This is a genomic window from Caproicibacter sp. BJN0012, from assembly GCF_035986805.1.
In the GTDB taxonomy this organism is placed as follows: Bacteria; Bacillota; Clostridia; order Oscillospirales; family Acutalibacteraceae; genus Caproicibacter.
The window spans coordinates 491,431-513,354 of the sequence record NZ_CP142518.1 but is presented as its reverse complement, the minus strand read 5'-3'; the positions used below and the strand labels follow the sequence as shown (position 1 = coordinate 513,354).

The following is a 21,924-nucleotide window of genomic DNA, read 5'->3' as shown; positions in this document are numbered from 1 at the left end:
ATGAATAGAGCTCTGAAAATACACGAAAGAGACAATGTGGCGGTCGCGCTGGAAGACCTTAAAAAAGGTGAAACGATAACGGTCGGCGGCGCCGAAATCAGGTTGCCCGCCGAAATTGCCAGAGGGCACAAATTCGCACTGACGGATCTGCCGCGCGGCGCGAACGTCGTCAAATACGGGTATCCGATCGGGAAAACGCTGCGGGATGTCCCGCGCGGATCGTGGGTCCATTCCCATAACATGGCAACGGCGCTCGACACCGCCTCCGACGCGTACTGCTACGAAAAGGCTCCTGAGCCCGGCCCGGTCCCGGACCTGGGACTTCGGTTCGAAGGTTACCGGAGGGCGGGCGGAGGCGTCGGCATCCGCAACGAGCTTTGGGTGATCCCGACGGTCGGGTGTGTCAACGGAACGGGAGAACAGATCGTCCGCCTGTTCCGCGAAACGCAGGCGACGGTCCACGCAGGCGACGTCCGCGTTTTCAAGCACAGCTTCGGCTGCTCCCAGCTGGGCGGCGACCTTTCCGCGACGCGGCGCATCCTTGCCGATCTGGCGCGCCATCCGAACGCGGGCGGCGTCCTGGTCCTGAGCCTCGGCTGTGAAAACAACACGCTCGCCGGATTTCTGGAAGAACTGGGCGGCTTTGATAAAAACCGCATAAAATTTCTGGCCGCACAGGACGTCGGGGACGAAATCGGGGAAGGCGTCCGGCTGCTGCGCAGCCTGGACGAACGCATGGCGGGGGACCGTCGGGAATCCGTGCCGATCCGCGAGCTCCGCGTCGGCATGAAGTGCGGGGGGTCTGACGGACTTTCCGGCATCACGGCGAATCCGCTGATCGGCGCGTTCTGCGATTTTCTGGTTTCCCAGAAGGGGTCCGTGGTGCTGACGGAGGTGCCGGAGATGTTCGGCGCGGAAAGAATCCTGATGAACCGTGCGCGCGACCGGCAAGTCTTTGAAAAAACCGTCGGGCTGATCCGGAATTTTAAAGCGTATTTCACCGGAAACGGACAGCCGGTTTATGAAAATCCCTCTCCGGGGAATAAGGCCGGAGGAATCACGACTTTGGAGGAAAAATCGCTCGGCTGCGTGCAGAAGGGCGGCTCCGCAACAGTGGAAGATGTGCTTCCCTACGGTGAAAGAATCCGGAAAAGCGGCCTGAGCCTGCTCTGCGCTCCCGGAAACGACCTGGTTTCCGCTTCCGCGCTTGCGGCGGCCGGCTGCCAGATGGTCCTGTTTTCAACAGGCAGGGGAACGCCGTTCGGAACGGCGGTTCCCACTCTGAAACTTTCGACCGGCGGAAGCGAAGATGGCTTTAGCCGAACAAAAGGGGCCCCGCCAAATATAGATGAAGGTTTGGCCAACCACACCAAAACAGCAGGGAGACCTTCTCACGAAAGAGAAAATCATTCCTCTCTGGGCCTAAATTTCAACCGGCGCTTCGTCCGCAATCATGACCGCCCGTAAAACGGGCGGCTTGAATAACGGCCGTATAAGGGCATCATACCAGCGGCACCTAAAGGTGTAAAATGAGTAACGCCAAACGCACATTGGCGTTACTTTTTTACTCTTCTTTTAAGTGTTTGAACGGGTCTTCGTATTCTTTGAAACTCATTTGGTCCGCCTCTGGTCTCATTGGGGTCCGGGGAAGAGAAAGGAAAGAAAAAATGTAACGGCAAGCAGATCAGCGCAGCCTCCCGGGCTGATATTCAGCGAGATGAATTTTTCATTCAGCCCGCGGGCCAAATTCAGCAATTCCTTCGGCTCCGATGTTTCGCTCAGGCATTTCTGGACCTCCGACTGAACCGCCCGGTAGGTCGCGAGGCCGGAACGGGATACCGCATTGGTATCGTCGACCCGGGAAATCAGATGCAGGAGTACGGCGACGCCGGCGTCATTCGGGGAGAGGCCCGCTTTCCGCAGGGACCGCAGCAGAGGAAGCGCAATGCTTTTCACGTGCGGAAATCCTTTCGCCGCCTCTCCCCGCGCGCCTGAAAACCCGCACTCCGAATACGCTTTTTCCCCATGAGTCGGCGGTCCTTTCGGAGCTTTTTCGAGCTCGCCGCGCGCCGGGGCAGCGATTTCCGAACAGGCCTCCAAAACGGCGTCCATGTCCTCCGGCAGGCCGTTCCCATGCAGATATCCCATCGCGGCGCACAGGACGCCCAACGAAAAAATCAGCCCCTTGTGGGTGTTGACCCCGCCCGTCGCCCGGAACATGGCGTCCTCCGCCAGCAGCCCAGAATACCGGCAGGACGCGAGCAGTTTCCGCGGCTCCCCGCGGAAGTCGAGCCCCTCTTGGACAAATCTCCGAAAACACGGCGCAAGGGCCGAAATACTGTCGAAAAAGGTGAAGATATCCATGTCCCGATGCGCGCCGTTCCCCTCCCGGTCCACAAGCCCCGGTTTCGGCGTCACCGCGACCTCGTAAAGCATCGCCCGGACGGCCGACTGCGCGACGCGGCCCGCATACTGCTCCTGAAAGCAGCTTCGCATGATCTCTTGCGTTTTACGTACCACTTCTTCAACCGGATGGGCGGCGCTGCGGGAACAGAGCAGCGCCGGCTTTCCGCAGATCAGGCATGTGCGCTCCGGAAGCCCGATGTCCTCCCGAGAGACTTTCGTCCCGTCCCGGCGCAGCACATCGATGTCGAACAGCCGTCCGAGCGGGCCGCTTTCCTCGATCGCGGCCGTCAGCCGCTTGACCCGCTCCGCGCCGGCGTCCACTGCGTAAAAGCCGGCATAACCTGTCCTGCCGCAGTCCTCCCTGTAAACGGCAACCGGGATTCCGGCCCGCTCCAGTTCCCGTGCAATCAGCCGCTTTCCCTCCCGGAACGTGCGCTCCGCCAGCGGAAACGCTTTGCGGCCGCCCGTGATGTTCAGGGTAAAGCTGATCAGCGGCCTGCCGAATTCAGCGAGGAGTCGGCGCTGGCAGTTCGCGCGCAGTTCGCGCGCGTACAAAATTTCTTTCAGGGTTGCCGGACTTTCCTCCGGCATTTCTTCCTCACGTCGAACCGCCATGCCGTCCCTCCAGATATTGATAGGTTGAAGCGGGCACAAGAGCCCGGACAGCCCGCAGGTTTCCCTGGCGCAGCAGTTCGCGGACGCGCCCCGCGCTGACCGCCTCCCCCTCCCGTTCCAGCCGCGGAACGATGACCACGCTGACTCCTCCCCGGGGCAGGGCGCGGATCATCGCCCGGTTGTAGCTTTCCGTCACGGGGGAAAAAGGCTCCGAGCCGGCAAAGCGGCAGGAAATATGAAGCGGTCCCGCGAACTGCTGCAGGAAAACGGCGAGGTCGAGCTCTCCGCAGATTTCTTTCACCCGTGTTTTGTCACGGATAAAATAGTCGGGAAAGGTCGCGCCGGAGATCAGGTAACTCCCCGTCGGATGCACGACGACATTCGGAAGGGACGCCACCGCCTGTTTCGCGAGGCGGAGACGGACGTCCGCGGAAAACTCGGACCGGTCCTCCGACAGGATGAACAGATGCACCAGATCACAGGATCTGGCCGCCGCCTCGGTCAGATAAAGATGCCCGTTGGTAAACGGGTCGGCGTTTGCGACGATACTCCCGATTTTTCCTTCCTTCACGGGACATTCCAGCCCCTCGACGAATTTCCGGACGCCGTCTTTGGCGTTTTCCATCAGAAGGACGTCACGGGTGGCGGCGATCGGATAAAACCCGAGGCCGCCGAAGACGCTCCGGTTCTCCGGTTTCGTATACAGAAACAGATGAAAGATAGATTCCAGCGCCGCGTTTTTCACCAGGTTCGTCACAATCACCGACGACAGGCCCGTTCCCCTGCGCTCTCCGGACACGGCGATGCATTTCAAAACATTTCCCTGCCGGGAGCCGGTCGCCAGGATTTCGCCGTTTTCCACGGCGTCGACCGTGCATTCGATCCCGTCTTCATAGTCCAGGCCGGACCGGTTCAGAAATTCCTTTGTCCGGCACAGCAGCCTTCCGGTAAACGGATTTCCAAATAAAATTTCCAGCGTAAACCCTCCCATTTTAAAAAGGCCGGCGAGAAATCGCTTTCCAGCCGGTCTTTTCTCACTTCTTTGAAAAACGGCGTCAGTCCTTCACCTGCCGGATGAGGTCGATGACGGAGCCGTCCCGATACGTGACGACGCCGACCACCCGATCGGTGTACTCGACCGGCTCCGGCTTTCCGACGATCCGCTCCGCCCGCTCCCGGAGCTCCCCGATCGTGCAGACCGGCAGGCCGGCGGCAGCCAGCCTCCCGGCGAGTTCCTTCCTCCGCGGATTCACGGCGGTCCCCTGGTCCGTGACCACCACGTCGACCGTGCTTCCCGGGGTCACGACCGTGTTGACTTTGGAGACTACGCAGGGGATGCGCCCCCTGGTCAGGGGCACGACCACGATGGAGACGGAGGCGCCGAACGCCGTGTCCGGATGGCCTCCGATCGCGCCGCGGATCACGCCGTTGGAACCGGTCAGGACATTGACGTTGAAACCGCAGTCGACTTCGAGAGCCGACAGGACGACGACGTCGAGCTGGTTGACCGCCGTCCCCATGTTGCCGGGGCTCGCGTAATACGACGCGGAAATCTGCTGGTGAAAGCGGTTGTTCTTCAGCGACTGCGCCGCCTTCAGGTCGAAGCTCTGCACGTCCAGGATCTTCTTGACCAGGCCCTCGTCATAGAGATCGACCACCGAGCCCGTGATCCCTCCCAAGGCAAAACTCGCTTTGATTTTTTGAGCCAGCATTTTCTCCCGCAGGAACCTGGCGACCGCCAGGGAAGCCCCGCCGCTTCCCATCTGGATGGAAAAGCCGTCCTGAAACCGCCCGCTCGCTTCGATCACGCCCGCGGCCGTCTCCGCGATCAGAAGCTCCTTCGGATTTTTGGTGAAACGGGTCGCGCCGGACATGATCCCATCCGGGTCGCCGATTTCCGGGACCTCGACGATGTAGTCCACATCCGACTCCGGTATCCCGAACGGCGTGTTCGGGTAGGGAACGATGTTGTTGGTGATGACGACCGTCTTCTCCGCATACTGGGCGTCGCACTTGGCGTACCCCATGGACCCGCACATGATCCCGTTGTCGTTTTCGCGCGAGTACCCGTTCGCGTTGCCGTACGGATCGCAGGAAGGAGCCCCCAGGAACGCGACGTCGATCGGCAGCTTCCCGGTCTCGACCGCATAGGCCCGGCCGCCGTGCGACCGGAACACCACCGGGACGTCCATCAAGCCTTTCGACACCGCCTCGCCCAGCTCTCCCCGCAGGCCGGAGGTCTCGATGCGGCGGATCACCCCGCTTTTGACGTGCCGGATCAGCGGCGCGTGGCAGTCGGTCAGGGAAGACGCCGCCAGCACCATGTCGCGGAAGCCCATCTCGGCCAGTTTGTCCAGGACCATGTTGACAATATAGTCGCCGTTGCGGAAATGGTGGTGAAAGGAGATCGTCATCCCGTTTTTCAGCCCGGACAGCCGGACGGCCTCTTCCAGGCTGCCGACCACCTTGCTGTGGTTTTTTTCCCTTTCAAGATGCGTATCGGTGTCCCTTTTGACTCTGTCCGGCGCAAAGAGGCCGTCCGTCAGGTTCAGCTCATCCGCGTGCGGGATCTGTTCCAAATCAGTCTTCAATGTCATTTCCCTCCCCCTTGAGCAGACCCGAGGCCTGCGCCAGATCCAGCACACGCCGCGCGCGGGCCACAATCGGCTTGTCGATCATCTTCCCGTTCAGCGCGATGACGCCGGAGCCCTTTCTGTTGGCCTCCTCGATCGCGTCCATAATCGCGAGGGATTTTTCGATCTCTTTCCCGGACGGGGTGTAGATTTCATGGACCGGCTTGATCTGGCGCGGGTTGATGATGCTCTTGCCGTCGAAGCCGAGCTGCCTGACCAGGGCGACTTCTTTCCGGAATCCCTCTTCGTTGTTCACGTCGGAATAGACCGTGTCGATGGCGTCGATCCCCGCCGCCCGCGCCGCGAGCAGCACCATGCTGCGGCCGAACAGCAGCTCGATCCCCTCCGGCGAGCGGTTCGTCTTCAGGTCGGTCACGTAATCCTCCGCCCCGATGGCGATCCCGATCAGCCGGGGGCTGGCCAGGGCGATCTCCCTCGCGTTCAGGACCCCCTTCGCGCTTTCGACCGCCGCCATCATCCGGGTGGAGCCGGCGGGAAGGCCGTTTTCCTTCTCGATGCGTCCGATCTGCTGGTCGCAGAACACCACATCCCGGGCGCACTCGGTCTTCGGCAGCCGGATCGCCGCCTTCCGGGTGCGCACCATGGCCTCCAGATCGTCGATCCCCGTTTGGGTGTCCAGCGCGTTGACCCGCACGATCAGCTCCCTGCCCGGATACTTGATGGTCCGAAGCATCTCGTAGACCAGAAAGCGCGCCGAGTCCTTTTCCGCGACGGACACGGAATCCTCCAGATCAAACATGATGCAGTCCGCGTCGTAAATGCCCGCGTCCCGGATCATGCCGGGATTGTTCCCCGGCACATAAAGCATCGTCCGCCTCAGCTGTTTCATTTCCGCGCACCTTCCCATATGTATTCGCTCTCTCCGCTCGCCCGGTAGGCGGCCGTCTTCACTCTCGCCCGGATCACACAGTCCAGCGCGCCTTTGTCCACCGCTTTCACTTTCGCGTCCTTCACTCCGAGCCCCTTCAAAGTTTCGCGGATCACATCCCGCATCTCCCGGCCGAACTGCTTTTCCACCGGGCTGTTCAGTTCGATCTCGATTCCTCCGCCTCCGTTCGGCGCAAGCGTCACCATCACGTCGCTCGACTCCATCGTTCCGGATACCGCCGTTTGCTTTAATCTCATAGTGAAACCTCCAAATGCCGCTTAAGCATGAGCTGTCTCTTTCCGCCGCATGCCGTTCACCATTGTCTTTGCAAGCGGATAAACAATGCTGACCACAACGATGACGGCAAGGATCTTATCCACCGCCGATGACAGGAAGATCCCGTACGAGCCGTTGGATACGACAAGCGCCTGACGGAACGAAACTTCCATGGTGTTGCCGACGATCACGGCAAGAATCATCGGAGCCGTCGGGATATTCACTTTCATGAAGAAGTAGCCGACAAGGCTGAAGATAATCAGCAGATAAAAATCGGAAAGCCGGTTGGAAATCGCATAGCACCCGATAAAGGCCAGGCCCATGACGATGGGATAAAGGACCTTCGGGGGAATGGACAGCACGCGGACCAGCCCTCCGGCGAGCGGGATGTTGACAAGCGCAAGGATCAGGTTGCCGATAAACATGCTGGCGATCAGCCCCCACGCCACGTCGGGATGCTGCTCGAACAGCAAGGGGCCGGGCTGCAGCCCGAGCATCAGCAGCGCCCCCATCATGACCGCAGTGGTGCCGGAACCCGGGACCCCCAGGGTGAGCATGGGGATCAGGGCGCCCACGGAGGCGGAGTTATTGGCCGACTCCGGCGCGGCAAGCCCTTCGATCGCTCCCTTCCCGAACTCCTCCGGATGTTTGGAAAGAGATTTTTCCAGATTGTAGGAAACCAGCGAAGCCATGGTTCCGCCGGCCCCCGGAAGAGCCCCGATGACGAAGCCGAGCGGGCAGCTCCTGAAAATCGCCTTCCAGGAATGTTGCCAGTCCTCTCGGGTGATCCAGATCCGCTTGAATTTGGTCTGCATCTTCTTTTTGCCTTCGCTGATATCCTTATAGCTTTTATAAACCTCGCCCAGCGCGTACATCGCGATGATAACGACCAGGAAATCGATTCCGGACTGAAGGGACAGATTGCCGAAGGTAAAGCGTTCCACTCCCGACTGCGCGTCCAGGCCCACCGTCGAAATCGCCAGGCCGAAGAACATCCCGATAAAGCCCTTGAGGACATTCCCCTTGTTCATCGAGGCCGTCATCGCCAGGGCGGCGAGCATCAGCAGAAAATATTCCGACGGGCCGAATTTCAGCGCGAGCATCGCGATCGGCGTCGCCGCAAACGTGATAAAAAGATTCGAGATCATGCCGCCGATGAAAGATGCGATGGCGGAGATGGCCAGCGCGGCCTCGGCGCGGCCCTGCATGGCCATCGGATACCCGTCAAAGGTGGAGGCGATCGCCGCGCCGTCCCCCGGCGTGTTGATCAGGATGGACGCGCGCGACCCGCCGTACATGGCTCCGTAATAGACCCCGCACATGGTGATCATCGCCCCGGTGGGGTTCATCGCATAGGTCATGGGCAGCAGCACCGCAACGCCCGTCGCCGGGCCCAGGCCGGGCAGCATGCCGATGACGGTGCCGAGAACGCCGCCGAGTGTGACAAGCAGAAGGTTCGCCGGCTGCATGGAAACGCCGAACCCATACCAAAGGTTTGCAAAAATCTGACTCAAAGAGACTCCTCCTTACAGATCGACGAATGGCATGGCAGGCAGCGGAATATAAAGGAACTGCGTGAAGATGACATAAACCGCCACGCTGAATACCAGTGTGACCAACAGATTCGTTTTCCACTTTTTCCGGCCGTTAAGGGTGAACAGCAGGATACCCAGAAAAATGATCGTCGAAAGGACGTATCCCAAAGTATTGAAAACCAGCGCATAGAGCAAAGCGGCAAGCACGGTGATCAGGATCATGCGGTTCTCAAACCTCATTGTGCGAAAACCGTGGAATTTCAGTTCGATTTTTTCCGCGGTTTGTCCCCCGCTCCGTTCCTTTTTCAGCTCGGATGTCATCAGGACGATCCCGCTTACGAACAATGCGGCTCCGACCATCATCGGGAAAATGGCCGGCGCAAACGCGTTCCCGATTGTCGCGTGCGGTATCTGAAGCGTCAGGACCATGTAAACAAGGCCGAACAGCATGCTTGCCAGCCCCGCCAGAATATTGATATTGATAAACATAGGATCCTCCTCTGTGTCCCCGGCGCCGCCGGTGCAGGCCCATTCGATACTGAGCCGGCGCACCGGCTCCGGGGACGCGGTTTTCAGGACCGCGGTCCCGTTTACTTGTTTTTCAGCATGCCGATCGAATCGAGCAGGGACGCATATCCTTCGTTTTCCTGATCAAGGAACTTCATGAAGTCCTCGGAATTCGCATACGCCAGATCCCAGCCGTATTTCGCGCAGCTTTCTTTCCATTCCTGGGTTTCGCTCATCTTCTTCAGTGTGTCCTCCCAGTACCGGCACGCCGAGTCCGGCATATTTTTGGGTCCGAAAAGTCCGCGCCAGTTATAAAATGTAACATTGATCCCCTGCTCAACGCAGGTGGGCATCTGCGCGATGACCCCTGTCCCGACGCGCTTGTCGGCCGTGATGGCGAGCACTTTGACGGAGCCGCTTTCAACAAGGCCGACCGTGTCGCTGATTCCGCTTGTCACAAGATCGACATGGCCGCCCATCAGTTCCGCCGTCGCCTGGCCGTCCTGGAAGCTGATATAGTCGATTTTGTCGAGATCCTGAATGCCGGCCGCCTTGGCGACCTTCAGGAACTGGACGTGGTCCATGGAACCGGCCGAGGAAGTACCGCCGATCTTGACCGATTTCGGGTCCTTCTTCAGGGCGTCCATGACTTCGGTGATGGAGTTATATTTGGAATTCTTGGCGACCGCGAAGCAGCCGTAGTCGGTGATCAGCCTTGCGATCGGAGTCGTGTTGTCCTTGTAGTTCAGCGGGGTGGAACCGTTCAGATGGATCAGACAAAGCGGAGGCGAATAGACCGCCAGGATTTTATCGGATTCTTTGTTTTGCTCCAGGAAGGAGAGCGCGACCCCGCCGCCACCGCCGGTCACGTTGGTGACAGGCATCGGAACCGATACCAGCTTCGTGTCCTGAAGGCACTTCGCCACCGTCCGAATGGTCAGGTCCCATCCGCTGCCGGCTCCGGACGGAGCGACAAATTCCATCGCTTTTTTGGGGTAATCCGTGGTTTGAACGGACGCTTCGGAAGAGCCGCTTCCGGAGGCAGCCGGCGCCGTCGAGCCGGAGCCGGCGGGCGCTGCCGCCGAGCTGCAGGCCGTCGCCGACAGGAGCAGCAAAGCCGTGCAGAGATAAACGGGCCATTGCTTTTTTGCACTTTTCATCAATATTCCTCCTATGTTGTTTTATCTGAAGGGGAAAATCCCCTTTCCGCCGGATGTTTTCTATTCCAGAAGCCGAAGGATCCGCTCATACAGATCGGAAAAATCGAACGGCTTCAAGACGACGTCATCCAGGATTTTTCTTTTTTTCATCAGAAACACCTCCCTGTCCGGCATCCCGGCCGTCAGGACGATCGGACCGGCGAACTGCAGCAGTCTGGCCTGTTCCGCGAAAGCCGTCCCCCTGTACCCGGACAGGCTGTCGTCCACGATCAGCGCATCATAACTGTCCGTGGTCTCCTTCAGCAGGCGCATCGCCTCCTGCGGATCCGTCCGGGCATCGACCTTCCATCCGTTCCTTTCAAATCCCTTTTTAAGCAGACCGGTGGCCTTCCTTTCGCCGCACAGCGCCAGAATCGAGCGGGTCCCGTGTCCTTTGTCCCCGACCGGCGGCAAAGACGGGGGTTCCTCATCAAAGCCGCCCGCCGGCCGGTCCATAACCGGCAGGAGAAGGATGAACATACTGCCGGCTCCTACGGCGGTTTTCACCCGAATCGAACCGCCGTGACCCGAAATGATGTTGTGAACCACCGAAAGGCCCAGCCCCGTCCCTTTTCCGATTTCCTTTGTGGTAAAGAACGGTTCGAAAATCCGTTTTAAAACTTCTTCGCTCATACCGCAGCCGGTATCCGCAATGGTGACTCGGGCGTAGCAGTCGCTTCCGCGAAGGTTCCCGTCGGCGGAGGAAACGCAGTCTGCCGGAATGATTTCATTCGCAACGGTCAGCGTTCCGCCGTCCGGTTCCATCGCCTGGCTGGCGTTGGAGCAAAGGTTCAGCAGGACCTGATTCAGTTGCGTCGCGTTCCCGAAAACCATGGCTCCCGTTTTCTGCAGCCGTTCCTGAAGAACGACGGTGCCGGGCAGAATGACGCGCACCATTTTGACCGCGTCCGTAAGCACCGCGTCCAGGCTGACCGGCGCATAAGCGGTCGTATCGTTCTCTCTTCGGTAGAACGGCAGCAGCTGTTCCACGATTTCTTTCGCGCGCAGGCCCGCTTCGTGGATCTGTTCGACATCCCCGTAAGACTCGTCTTTTTCTCTGAGCCTTCTCAGCAGCAGTTCGGAATACCCGAGGATCGGAGTCAGAAGATTGTTGAACTCATGGGCGACTCCCCCCGCGAGGGCGCCGACCGACTGCAGTTTTTGGTAATGCCGGATCTGCTCCCTGCTTTCGCTCAGCTCCTCCAGCGTGGTGTTGAGGTCTTTGAGGTACTGGGCTTTCATTTCCAGCTTCTGATGCTTTTTCTGCAGACGGTAAATGGCAGTGGTGCACAGCGCAAATAGCAGAAAGACCGCCATCGCGAGAAAACCGAACCGGCTCAGGTTCTGCTCGACCGGCTCCATGGCGTCCCGCCGCGGCATGACGGCGAGGACGCACCAGGAGGTATCCCCGACGTTCATGTGGGAAAAAGCCGCGATTTCGTCCTGATCTCCCGAGGTGCTCCGCTCCCGGGGGCCGGTCCGGTATAATGCAGTCCCCTCCTCACATGCCTGTTCCTGGTCCAGCAGCCCGAGAAAAGCGCGGTACGCCGGGGAACCGGAAAGCGCCTTTCTTTCCTGCCAGTAATTTACCCCGATCATCTGTGACTGCGGATGCATGATGATGTTGCCGGCCTGGTCCTCAACCATCAGGTAGCCCTTCCCCTGCCTGTCGACCGGCGCGACGTACTGTTCATAGATATTCCGAAGATCGACAATGCCGATGACGGCTCCCATATAGCTATCGCCGATGTAAATGCTGTTGATCAGAGTCATTCCGAAGTGGTGGGGCTCGATTTCAAAAACCGAGCCGATTCCGGTGAGTCCGCGGTCTGCAAGCCGCCGAAAATTGAGTTTCGCTTCATCGATCTTCGTATGAAACGGATACTGGCCGTGTTTGAAAATGACTTTGCAGTTCCTGTCGATCAGGTAAACGTCGGAAAGTTCGTGCCGCTGCCCCGACATGTACGACAACAAATACTCCTGCAGTCCGTTCATATCTCCGGTCTGGTAATATTTGCGCATGGAATCCGAAAACCCGGGCGTCCCCGTCAGGATCGTGATATCCGTCAGCTGCTCCGAAATAGACAGATCCATGCTCGTGGAGACGGACCGTGAAATGTTCAGCAGCTGTTGCTGCTGCTGTTCGATCACCGTCGTAACGTAGGTGTTGTAAACGGTATACAGCGCATAGGCCAAAACAAGGATCAGAACCGCAGCGACGCCGGCGATCACCGTGTCGCCGATTTTTTTGATCATTCCCTTCACACCGCCTTTATTTTTTCTAACTATACTCCTAAAAGCGAATTCAGCGGGTAAAGCGGCAGCATGATTTATCTATTTTCAATAACTCATTTCAACAGTGTCATTATAAATTGTGAATCTTAAACTTTTCCAATATTTATCTTAAAAGATATTAAGGTTGGGGTTTTTATGCTATCATGTAAATTAGGAGTGGTATGCATTGGAATATTTCAAAATTTTAATCGCCGACGATGAAGAGGCCGTCCGCAGATTAATCTCCAGAATATTGGAAAGCGAAGGAATGATCTCCTTTCAGGCCGCAAATGGTTCGGATACCCTGACGATGCTGCGGAAGCAGACATTCGACCTGATTCTCCTCGACGTGATGATGGACGGCATGGACGGATTTTCGGCCCTGCGCGAAATACGTTCGCACGGCATTACGACGCCGGTGATCATACTGAGCGGCAAAAAGGAAGACTGCGACAAGGTCTTCGGGCTGGAAATCGGCGCGGACGACTATATCACCAAACCGTTCAGCCCCCCCGTCCTGACCGCAAAGGTCAAGGCCTGCCTCCGGCGGTCCCGCATCGACGGCAGACGGCTGCAGGGTGTTCTCGAAGCCGGTCCGTTCCAATACCTGTGCGACGAGATGCGCCTGATGAAAAACGGGACGGAAATCGTGCTCTCGGGCCGGGAAAACATGATGATGAAATATTTTCTGAGCAACCTCAACCGCATCCTTACAAAAGAGCAGATCTATAATCATGTCTGGGGGAACCGGGTCGTGGACGACAACACCATCATGGTACATATCCGGCATCTGCGCATGAAGATCGAGGATAATCCCGACAAGCCCGTATTTTTGAAAACCGTACGCGGACTGGGGTATCAGTTTTCAGTCTAAGCAAGGATTTCTGCCCCGTTTCGAACAGCAGATGAAACCGCCCGTATCGCCACAGGCGATACGGGCGGTTAGGAATCAAAACCACGCGCTGAAAGAAGGAACGACCTGTAAGCAGACAGAAAAAACGCGATTTACTTACAGGTTATGCATGACATAAGACTCTCTTAAAAGCCGGACAGGCATTGCGGCCCGATTCAAGGCTGGAGTTCAAACATCCCGCTGGCGGATATTCCAGTGGCAGCCCGACCGGCGTTCATGTAACCGGCGATGGCCGTTATCCCTGCCGGAGGTCGCGATCAATTATACGCTGGCGGCTGCACTAATCGGCTTTGCCCAAAATCTTCATACCGTTATCTGATTGGCCGAAGAGAACCCCTGGTTCTTTTCGGTTTTGTCCGTGTCGCTTACGGACGGACCAGCGCAGGCTTTTTGGAATCGAATTTCCAGCCCGGGATCAAATACTGCATTGCTACGGAATCATCCCGGTCGTGGCTTGAAAGAGTATTGTAAAGCTTGTTCGCCTGTTCAACCCGCTCAGTATCCAACGTTACCCCAAGGCCCGGCCCTTCAGGGACTTCAAGGAACCCGTTCCGAATCTTGGGCGTATCTTTAAGTAAGTTTTGACCGTCCTGCCAGATCCAGTGCGTGTCGATCGGAGCGGGCTTACCGGGTACGGCCGCCGCCACGTGCGCGTAGGCAGCCAAAGTGATGTCAAAATGATTGTTGGAGTGGATTCCCCAGGTGAGGCCCCATTCCTGAAGAATCTGCGCCATGCGCACGCTTCCGCCGAATCCCCAAAAATGAGGATCCGCCAATACGATGTCGACACTTTTCAGTGTCGCCGCATGATAAAATTGCCTCCAATCCGTAGCGATCATATTAGTCGCAACCGGGAAATGGGTTGCATTTTTGAACTCGCTCAGAATTTCACGCCCGCTGAATCCCTGCTCGGGGCCGCAGGGATCTTCCACGTAAGTCAGTATCCCATGCATATCCCGGCAGTATTCCACAGCCTCCTTCAGACTCCAGGCCCCATTCGGATCGATGTTTACGCGGCCCTGCGGAAACTCTTTTTTTACCGCGCGCACCGCTTCCATTTCCTGATCGCCGGGAAGCACGCCGCCTTTCAGCTTAAAATTCTGAAAACCGTATTTGCCGTGCAGCGTGTCCGCCTGCAGAGCGATCCTCTCCGGAGTCATCATCTTCTTTCGGCGCAGACGAAACCAAGGGTCTTTACTCTGGCTTTCATCCAGATAGTTCATCCGGGGTGCTTTATCCTTATCTTCGACATAAAATAAATAACCCAGGGTTTCAACCTGATCTCTTTGCCTGCCGTTTCCAAGAAGCTCACACATGGGAACTCCCAGATACTGTCCCAGCAGATCGAGCAGGGCACACTCGATGGCCCATTCCGCTTTAACGACAAATTTCAGTTTGCTGATATCAAGGCTTTGGATTCCTTCTCCGTCATCCTCCCCGGACCGGGAAGCTGCTTTATGAATTTTGTCCAGAACGGACCGGTATTTTACAACCGGCTGCCCTTCCACCAGCTCCGCGACACCGCGAAGCGCGCTGCAGGTATAGTCTCCGCCATGAATCTCACCAATTCCGGTATGACCGGTATTGTCCTGTAAAAGCACGAGATTCCGTGTAAAGCAGGATGCGTGAGCGCCGCTCAGCGTCATCAGCATGCTGTCATATCCTGCGACTGGAATCACCTGCATCTTTGTTACAATTGGAGTATTGAATTTATTCATGATTTCCTCCTGAAAATAAAATGGCATATACGCATTTTTATGTTGGGACTACCGGCAGCCTTCTTAGAATTCAAGCTTTGACTCAGACTCAATGCCAGTGAGCTGGGAAAGGCGGAAACGGATCATTTTCATCCATGCGTCCTGGTCGTACTGCGGATATTCGCAGCCGCTGTTCTTCTTTAAATGCTCCAGCATATTCGTTTGATTGGGGTGGGAACCGATCGCAATATCCACCTGATATCTGCTGCATTTGATCATGCTTTCCCGATATTCCCTGCGCAGCGTGACCGGTTGGCCTGTGGTGATAAAATAGTCGTCGGCCAGCGTATTCAGCCCAACGCCGCCGTGCATGGCACAGCGATAGGTCCTGTTGGTCCTTTCGTCTGTATCTTCAAAAAAGAAGCTGGTGCATCCCGGGGTGTGTCCGGGCGTGGACAATGTATGAATGGTGAACCTTCCCTGCTGAATGGGCTTATCGTCGCGGTACAGTTCGTCAACGTTGAAGCGGTTATACGGATATCTGTCAGGGTAGATCAGTTCCGGATGCTCCATAAATTCAAGGTCGCGCTCCCCGAGATATGTTTTAGCACCGGTCAGTTCCTGCATTCCTTTGGCCCCGCCGCAATGGTCATAATGCGCATGGCTGAGCAGGATGGTCTTAATGTCCTTGGGATGATAGCCTAAGGCATCAATGGAACTCAACAGCATGTATAGGCTGGGCTGCATGGCGGTATCCAGCAGGATCAAGCCGTCTCCGGTGTCAAACAGGTAACAGCCGACCCAGGTGTTCCCGCTCACGTAGTAAACGTGCGGCGTCACCCGGAAAGGGCGAATCGCCCATTCCCATGGCCGGTCACAGCAGCCTCGCATATATTCTTCCGGTGATAATGTAACTGATAATGGTGATAACATAATCGATAGCCCTCCATCAGAAAAATGTTTTAACGATAAAAGCTCTGTCGGACTCCGGTGGTCCGGCAGAGCCGTCTTATGGGACCCAGATAATGAAATTGAAATATAATTATGTAGGGTTTTCAGGAAAAGCGCTTGTCATGCCGCCTGTTTTCTTCTGGATCTGAAATCCTTGATGTAGGGACTCAGCATTACAAGGAACGCGATCAATAAGAAGATTAAGGAAACCGGCCTGGTGAAAAACGGCGCAATGCTGTTTCCGCCGTAGCTCATTCCCTTGCGGAAGTAGTTTTCCACGTTTGGACCGAGAATAAAGGCGAGAATCAGCGGGCTCATCGGAATCTCGGCAATCATGAGGCCGATTCCGAGAATGGCGCAGGCCACCATCATATAAACATTGAACATGGTATTGGTCTGGGTGAACGCGCCTACATAGCACATGACGATAATGACGCTGTACAGGTAATGATAGGGAACCTTCAGCAGCAGCGGGAACCACCGTTTAAACACAAGCTCCAACAGCAGTACAATAATTGCCGCGACCAGACACGCCATAAAAATCATATAAGTGACTCCCGGCGAAGACTGCATCATCAGCGGGCCTGGCTGCAGGCCGTGAAGGATCAGCGCGCTCAGCAGAAGCGCCGTGGCACCGTCGCCCGGAATTCCGAGCGCTATCATCGGAATCAGCGCGCCGCCGATCGAGGCATTGTTTGCAACTTCCGAAGCCCAGATGCCATCCGGAATCCCCGTCCCGAATTTTTCAGGATATTTGCTGCTGGTTTTTGCCTGGCTGTAGGCGACCATATTGGAAAGGCCGGAACCCATTCCGGGAAGGAAACCGATCCAAAGGCCGATGAGGAAGGACTTGATCATGACACCGGGCCTCAGGTCGTCCTTCGTTAGACCAAGGCCTTTTAAATTCATTTTGCCCACGTCGGGCAGGCTCTGGCTTCCCTTTGCAAAGTCGACCGCAATCTGCTGCAGGGCGTATACGCCCAGCATGACTGCGATGATATCCACGCCGCCGGACAAACCGGTCATGCCGAAGGTCCAGCGGATTTGCCCTGTTACCGGATCGGTGCCGACAATCCCGAGAATCAGGCCGACGGTAGCGCCGATCAATCCCTTGAACAGGTTTCCCTTGGACAAAGCCGCCACAAGAGTGATCGCGCAAAAGCAAAGGCTGAAATATTCCCACGCTCCCAATTTCAGCGCGAGATCTGCAATCACGGGACTTAATCCGATGGCAATCAGGACCGAAAAGAAAGTTCCTATGAACGATCCTATAATGCCGATCGCAAGCGCCTTGGCGGTTTCACCCTTCTGACTCATGGGATAACCGTCGAAGCAGGTCGCGATGGAAGAGTTAGAACCCGGGATGCCCAGCATCACGGCAGCCACAAAAGAGCCTGAAACACCTCCGACGTACATGCCCAGCAGCATACAGAATGAAATATTGGTGTTGAGCGCAAATGTCAGCGGCAGCAGCAATGTGATGCCAAGCCCGCCGGACAGGCCCGGAATGGCCCCGAAGATAATGCCCGCAACGGCACAAACTACAATCATCGCAAAGTTGGCGGGCTGCAGGCAGATCAACAAAGAAGAAATAATGATTGACAATCCATGATACCTCCTCGTATCATAAAAGTTTCTTTGTTAAAGTAATTCCTCAGGATACTGTTAACGGCGAAATCTAAAGGCTGAACAGTATTCCTTCTGGCAGCGGGATATTGAACCCCTTGGTGAATCCAAAGTAAACTACCACTGTGGTAAGCACGGCAATCAGAATCGATGTGGCAAGGGAGACCTTCCGGCCGCTGCGCAGGGTATAAATGAAGCCGATGGTCAGAAGAGGAGTCGCAACGATAAATCCGATGATCTGAAGCGCCACAGCGTAAAGGAGCATCACCCCTATGGCCATTCCAAGGCGGATCCAGCCGACCCTGTCCAAAAACGGCTCCCTGTTTTTTTCCGATTCTTTCTCCTTCCTGGTCTTGCCGAACATGATACCCAGAGAGCACACAACCAGCAGCCCTTCCACAAAGTACGGGAAGGCGCGAGCGCCCGGCTCATCCATGTTTGCGACCACCCGGATGCTGCCGGTGTTCAGAAAAAGGACAACGGCAAATAAAATAAAAATGGTCCCGGCAATTTGATCTTTCTTCAGTGTCATTCTATTTACCTCTGATTTTTTAAATTAACCCTGTACGTAACAATTGCTCGCTTTTGCCAGCTTTACAATGGTTTCAAATTCTTTTTTAACTTCTGCCTGACTGTCTTTGACACTCATCCACTGAACGGTGCCACCCTGTTTTTCAATACCGGTTTTATAATCGCTGTCATTGACAACGCCCTTGAGAGAAGCGTTGATCGCCTCGACGAGATTCGGATCCATATCCTTAGGTCCCATCACCAGCATGTAAGTTCCCCAGAAAATATTCTTATAGCCCATATCCTGAAAAGACTTAAAACTGTTTCCCAAGGATTCGTCCACGTGTTTTCCATCCGCACAGAAGCTGCCCAGGACCTTGACTTTCCCTGCCTTTTCATAGGAAATCGCGTGATCCAGCGTGCAGACGCCGACATCGATAAAACCGCCCGCAAGGTTTGTGAGCTTTTCGGTTTCCGTGCCGGATTCCTTATAGTTGAATTTTGCACCTGTTTCCTGCTGAACCAGATCCATCATGAACTGCGAAGCACCATTGGTGGAAACAGCCGCAGTCACCTGATGGCTCTTCGAATACTCGACCATTTCAGTAAAGGTATTATACGGCGCTTTTGTGCTCGCAATCAGGCATTGGGTACCCATATCATTCATGCAGGCAATCGTAGTCAGATCCGTGAGCGGGTTCACGTCCAGCGTGCCGGTGATGTAATTGCAGAAAAAGCCGGAATGTGTCGTCAGAAGTGTATAGCCGTCATTTTTCGCATCGGAAACAGTCTGTATTCCAACGGCGATGCTGTCGTAGTTGGTAACGACGCTCGGATTTGAAATGCTTTTGTTCCAGGCGGTGGCGAGGAGCCGCACCTGGACGTCTGTGCCGCCGCCCGCGGATGCAGGGACCGTCAGAGAAACAGATTTTTTCGGCCAGTCGACTGCCGCAGTACCGGTAGAACCGACGCTTTTGGTCCCGGAATTTGCGGAAGAGCCGCTTCCGCTGCAGCCGGAAAATACGGAAGCGGTAAGGATCGCTGCCGTCAAAACCAGTGCGATTGTTTTTTTCATAAAACTCATTCCCCTTTTAGAGATTTATTTACCAGCGGAAAAACTCCGCTTTTTGACATAACTGTTCCCTGTTTCTTACAGCAATTTTGCCTGTATTATTAGAAATAATCATGCTTCAAGTTTGACCCTGTCGTACCAGCCGCTTGAATAATTGGTATATTTAAACCAATTAGTAAAATTTATTTTCATTAATTATGGACTATTATTTAGTATAATGTAATAAAGTATATTTCGCAATGTACAAATTGTTATATACTATATTAGCATAAGTTATAGGTTATGGGGAAGTGATTCATGTGAACATCCGGCAACTGGAATGTATTACGGCGATTGCAGACTGTCAGTCCATGAAGAGAGCTTCGCAGATTCTAAATATTTCCCAGCCCGCCCTAAGCAAATGCCTCGCAAATATAGAGCGGCAGATTGGGAAAGCCCTGTTTTATCGCGGCAGAAATTTGGTTCTGACACCGGCAGGGCAAATCTATGTGAGTTACGCGAGGCAGATCGTCCAGGTCAAACACCGTACCTATCAAATGATTCTGACGCAAAATTCTGCGCGGTCCGAACATTTTACTTTTGGCTCAACGCCTCACGCCGGCTCTATTTTATTCAGCCGGGCATATCCAGGATTTTACCACCGGTATCCCAATGTATCAATCGACTATCAGGAAGGGTATTTTATGGATCTGCTGAAAATGCTGCGGAATGGTGAAATCGATATCTGCCTGGGAGTAAGCGACAGCACGGAGTCCATTGACCAGAATCTGAGATTCCTGCCGATTATTGAAGAAGAACGCCTGATCGCGATTTCTTCCAATCACCCGTTGGCTGAGGGCGGAGTCCGTGACGGGCAGGATGCATGCATGCGCGTTTCCCTTTCACGCTTCAGGGATGTCCCTTTTATAGGATTTAATCCCAACACTTTCAGTTCTTATCTGATCCACAAACTGTCGTCTCAAGCCGGCTTTGTGCCGATCACCATCTATCAGACAAGCAACAGCATTCTGGCCCGCAATATGGCACGAACGATAAACGGCGTCACTCTTCTGCCTCGGAATGTCTGTCTTGCCAACGAAGGGATGTCATACTTTTCCAACGATCCTCCCTGCAGTTTCGTAAATGGCATTTATCTTCGAAATGATTTTGAAATAACAGAATCAATACAGTATTTTATTTACTTAGTGGCACATCTGGAAATTGAAACTCTGGCACCTGCGACTCTCCGTTTAAGTGATGAAATCCAGTCATATATTGAAAAGTGGGAAAAGTCGGGGAGGGATGAATTTGTTTGATTCCAGACAAATTGAATATGTTCTTGCAATCGCCGAAGAAAAAAGCCTCACGCGCGCAGCGGACAAATTGTATCTGACCCAGTCGGCGCTCAGCCAGCAGCTGGCAAAATTGAAAATTGATGGCCTTCCTCCGCTTTTTGAATACCGGCATGGAGAAATGGAGCTTACAGATGCGGGCAAGCTATATATAAACGGCGCTCATATTATCATGAAGTTAAAAAGTGACGCCATGGATCTTCTGCAAAATTCGAATCATATGCCATATGCGCCCGTTCATATCAGCTTATGCGGCTTATGTGACAGCATCAAATATAAATTTTACGAGGAGGCAGTGCCTGAGTTTCACAAGCTCTTTCCCGATGTTGTTTTGAACGTTCAAACCCATACGACAGAGGCAGCTGAAAAACTGATCTTGAATCATAAACTTGACATCGCGGTTTTCCCTGCACGAGTTTCTTCATCCCCGGAGATTGATTACAAAATTTTAAAAAACGAAGAGCTGGTGCTGATCCTCCCGGCCAATAAAGAGTTGAAAGACCTGCCGCTGCTTTTGCCAACTCCAGAAACAATCATGCATGATTTTTGCATAAACGCGTTAACAATAAACTCCGTGGAACGTCCTGTTATTTTTTATATCGATGAGCCGGAAACTGCTTTGGACCTTGTGCGGCAGGAGTCCTGTGCGGCAGTGATTTCCAAAAGCCTGTTTGAAGCGGAGCCCGGAATCGCCATCGCATCCTGGGAAAAGAAATATTCTTATAATATTGTAGCAGCGTGCATCAGCAAAAAGGAACTGTCCCCTCCGGGACAAAAGATGCTGGAATTGTTAAACAGCGTCTTTTTGTAGATTTCTTCAAAGGCGGACCACGCGTTGCTATTTTTATCATAAAGTGCAATAAACGTTAAGATTCTCAGGGAGCAGGTCCGCTGAAAAGGCAGTGCCCTCTTCCTTGATACTTTGTCTTCAAACTGTAATATCTCGTTATAGCCGGGATATTTTCATAGGACACAAAAAGCGGCACAGGAAATTTCCTTTTTCCTGTGCCGCAAATCAATATTCTGTTTGGCTACCTTGCTTTCATGGATAACGAAATGCCTTTGATCCCTGTAACAGGCTCCCCAGGCGGATCAGATTCGGGTATTGGAATCTTCCTCACTCCAGACCGTCCGATTCCGTAATAAAATTTACATCCTGCCGGTTATGCATTCAGGCCAAATGAAACATCAAATTCAGCGGAGAGGAAACGGGGCTGTTATCCGGGTTTGTTTCCATAAGATCGGCCATAAATTCCCACCATTTTTTACAGATCGCCGTTTGAGACGATTCTTTCCACTTTGCCTCGTCAGTCAATTCAATGCAGGCAAAGAGCGTATCTGTGGCTTCATCGAAAAAAATGCTGTAGTTGCTCCCTCCGTATTCATGAATCATCCGTACCATATCGGGCCAGATCTCTTGATGCCGCTTTTTATATTCCTCCGTCATGCCGGGATAAAGTTTCATCGTGAATGCTTGAATTTTCTTCATC

At 54.7% G+C, this 21,924-nt stretch carries 19 protein-coding genes; 4 read left to right on the top strand and 15 right to left on the bottom strand.

Features of this window, described 5'->3' with window-relative positions; translation table 11 throughout:
* Positions 1-1,467: a UxaA family hydrolase gene (locus VA597_RS02580; RefSeq protein ID WP_326975060.1), complete on the top strand. Its 1,467-nt coding sequence runs from the start codon at positions 1-3 to the stop codon at positions 1,465-1,467.
* A 165-nt stretch (positions 1,468-1,632) separates the two neighbouring features.
* Here the strand turns inward: VA597_RS02580 and citX are convergent, their stop codons facing one another.
* The 9 genes from citX to VA597_RS02535 all read right to left on the bottom strand — a co-directional run bounded on the left by citX (position 1,633) and on the right by VA597_RS02535 (position 12,316).
* Positions 1,633-3,021 (bottom strand): citrate lyase holo-[acyl-carrier protein] synthase, encoded by a 1,389-nt coding sequence (citX, locus tag VA597_RS02575; protein WP_326975059.1) that lies wholly within the window; start codon positions 3,019-3,021, stop codon positions 1,633-1,635.
* Positions 3,005-4,012 (bottom strand): [citrate (pro-3S)-lyase] ligase, encoded by a 1,008-nt coding sequence (citC, locus tag VA597_RS02570; protein ID WP_326975058.1) that lies wholly within the window; start codon positions 4,010-4,012, stop codon positions 3,005-3,007. The genes citX and citC overlap by 17 nt, the downstream gene beginning before the upstream one ends.
* Positions 4,013-4,076: 64 nt before the next feature.
* Entirely contained in the window at positions 4,077-5,618 is a 1,542-nt protein-coding gene (citF, locus tag VA597_RS02565; RefSeq protein ID WP_326975057.1) for a citrate lyase subunit alpha, read from the bottom strand.
* On the bottom strand, positions 5,602-6,504 hold the full coding sequence (gene citE, locus VA597_RS02560; protein WP_326975056.1) for a citrate (pro-3S)-lyase subunit beta: 903 nt from the start codon (positions 6,502-6,504) through the stop codon (positions 5,602-5,604). Before citE ends, citF begins: the two co-directional genes overlap by 17 nt.
* A complete protein-coding gene (gene citD, locus VA597_RS02555; protein ID WP_128741494.1) occupies positions 6,501-6,800 on the bottom strand; it encodes a citrate lyase acyl carrier protein in 300 nt (99 codons plus the stop codon). Before citD ends, citE begins: the two co-directional genes overlap by 4 nt.
* 21 nt (positions 6,801-6,821) lie before the next feature.
* Positions 6,822-8,333, bottom strand: coding sequence for a tripartite tricarboxylate transporter permease (locus VA597_RS02550; protein ID WP_243112594.1), 1,512 nt, complete (start codon positions 8,331-8,333; stop codon positions 6,822-6,824).
* A gap of 12 nt (positions 8,334-8,345) precedes the next feature.
* On the bottom strand, positions 8,346-8,906 hold the full coding sequence (locus tag VA597_RS02545) for a tripartite tricarboxylate transporter TctB family protein (RefSeq protein WP_326975055.1): 561 nt from the start codon (positions 8,904-8,906) through the stop codon (positions 8,346-8,348).
* Between the two features lie 38 nt (positions 8,907-8,944).
* On the bottom strand, positions 8,945-10,021 hold the full coding sequence (locus VA597_RS02540; RefSeq protein WP_128741492.1) for a tripartite tricarboxylate transporter substrate binding protein: 1,077 nt from the start codon (positions 10,019-10,021) through the stop codon (positions 8,945-8,947).
* A gap of 60 nt (positions 10,022-10,081) precedes the next feature.
* Positions 10,082-12,316, bottom strand: coding sequence for an ATP-binding protein (locus tag VA597_RS02535; RefSeq protein ID WP_326975054.1), 2,235 nt, complete (start codon positions 12,314-12,316; stop codon positions 10,082-10,084).
* Positions 12,317-12,521: 205 nt separating this feature from the next.
* Between VA597_RS02535 and VA597_RS02530 the strand changes: the two genes are divergently transcribed.
* Positions 12,522-13,208 carry a response regulator transcription factor gene (locus tag VA597_RS02530; protein ID WP_326975053.1) on the top strand — a complete coding sequence of 229 codons (687 nt, stop codon included), beginning with the start codon at positions 12,522-12,524 and terminating at the stop codon, positions 13,206-13,208.
* 404 nt (positions 13,209-13,612) lie between these two features.
* On the opposite strand, the gene VA597_RS02525 is transcribed toward VA597_RS02530, so the two are convergent.
* From VA597_RS02525 to VA597_RS02505, 5 genes are all read right to left on the bottom strand, one after another.
* Positions 13,613-14,965, bottom strand: coding sequence for an enolase C-terminal domain-like protein (locus VA597_RS02525; RefSeq protein ID WP_128741490.1), 1,353 nt, complete (start codon positions 14,963-14,965; stop codon positions 13,613-13,615).
* A 63-nt stretch (positions 14,966-15,028) separates the two neighbouring features.
* Positions 15,029-15,835, bottom strand: a complete 807-nt coding sequence (locus VA597_RS02520) for an MBL fold metallo-hydrolase (RefSeq protein WP_326975052.1) — start codon at positions 15,833-15,835, stop codon at positions 15,029-15,031.
* 180 nt (positions 15,836-16,015) lie between these two features.
* Complete coding sequence (locus VA597_RS02515; protein ID WP_243112592.1) at positions 16,016-17,500, bottom strand: tripartite tricarboxylate transporter permease; 1,485 nt, start codon at positions 17,498-17,500, stop codon at positions 16,016-16,018.
* A gap of 73 nt (positions 17,501-17,573) precedes the next feature.
* Positions 17,574-18,053, bottom strand: a complete 480-nt coding sequence (locus VA597_RS02510) for a tripartite tricarboxylate transporter TctB family protein (RefSeq protein ID WP_326975051.1) — start codon at positions 18,051-18,053, stop codon at positions 17,574-17,576.
* Positions 18,054-18,077: 24 nt separating this feature from the next.
* Positions 18,078-19,106, bottom strand: coding sequence for a Bug family tripartite tricarboxylate transporter substrate binding protein (locus VA597_RS02505; RefSeq protein WP_164918931.1), 1,029 nt, complete (start codon positions 19,104-19,106; stop codon positions 18,078-18,080).
* Positions 19,107-19,393: 287 nt separating this feature from the next.
* Between VA597_RS02505 and VA597_RS02500 the strand changes: the two genes are divergently transcribed.
* Positions 19,394-20,398 (top strand): LysR family transcriptional regulator, encoded by a 1,005-nt coding sequence (locus VA597_RS02500; protein ID WP_442861466.1) that lies wholly within the window; start codon positions 19,394-19,396, stop codon positions 20,396-20,398.
* On the top strand, positions 20,391-21,245 hold the full coding sequence (locus tag VA597_RS02495; RefSeq protein WP_164918930.1) for a LysR family transcriptional regulator: 855 nt from the start codon (positions 20,391-20,393) through the stop codon (positions 21,243-21,245). Before VA597_RS02500 ends, VA597_RS02495 begins: the two co-directional genes overlap by 8 nt.
* Before the next feature lie 360 nt (positions 21,246-21,605).
* Here the strand turns inward: VA597_RS02495 and rhaM are convergent, their stop codons facing one another.
* Entirely contained in the window at positions 21,606-21,923 is a 318-nt protein-coding gene (gene rhaM / locus VA597_RS02490; RefSeq protein ID WP_326975050.1) for an L-rhamnose mutarotase, read from the bottom strand.
* Position 21,924 lies beyond the last annotated feature (1 nt).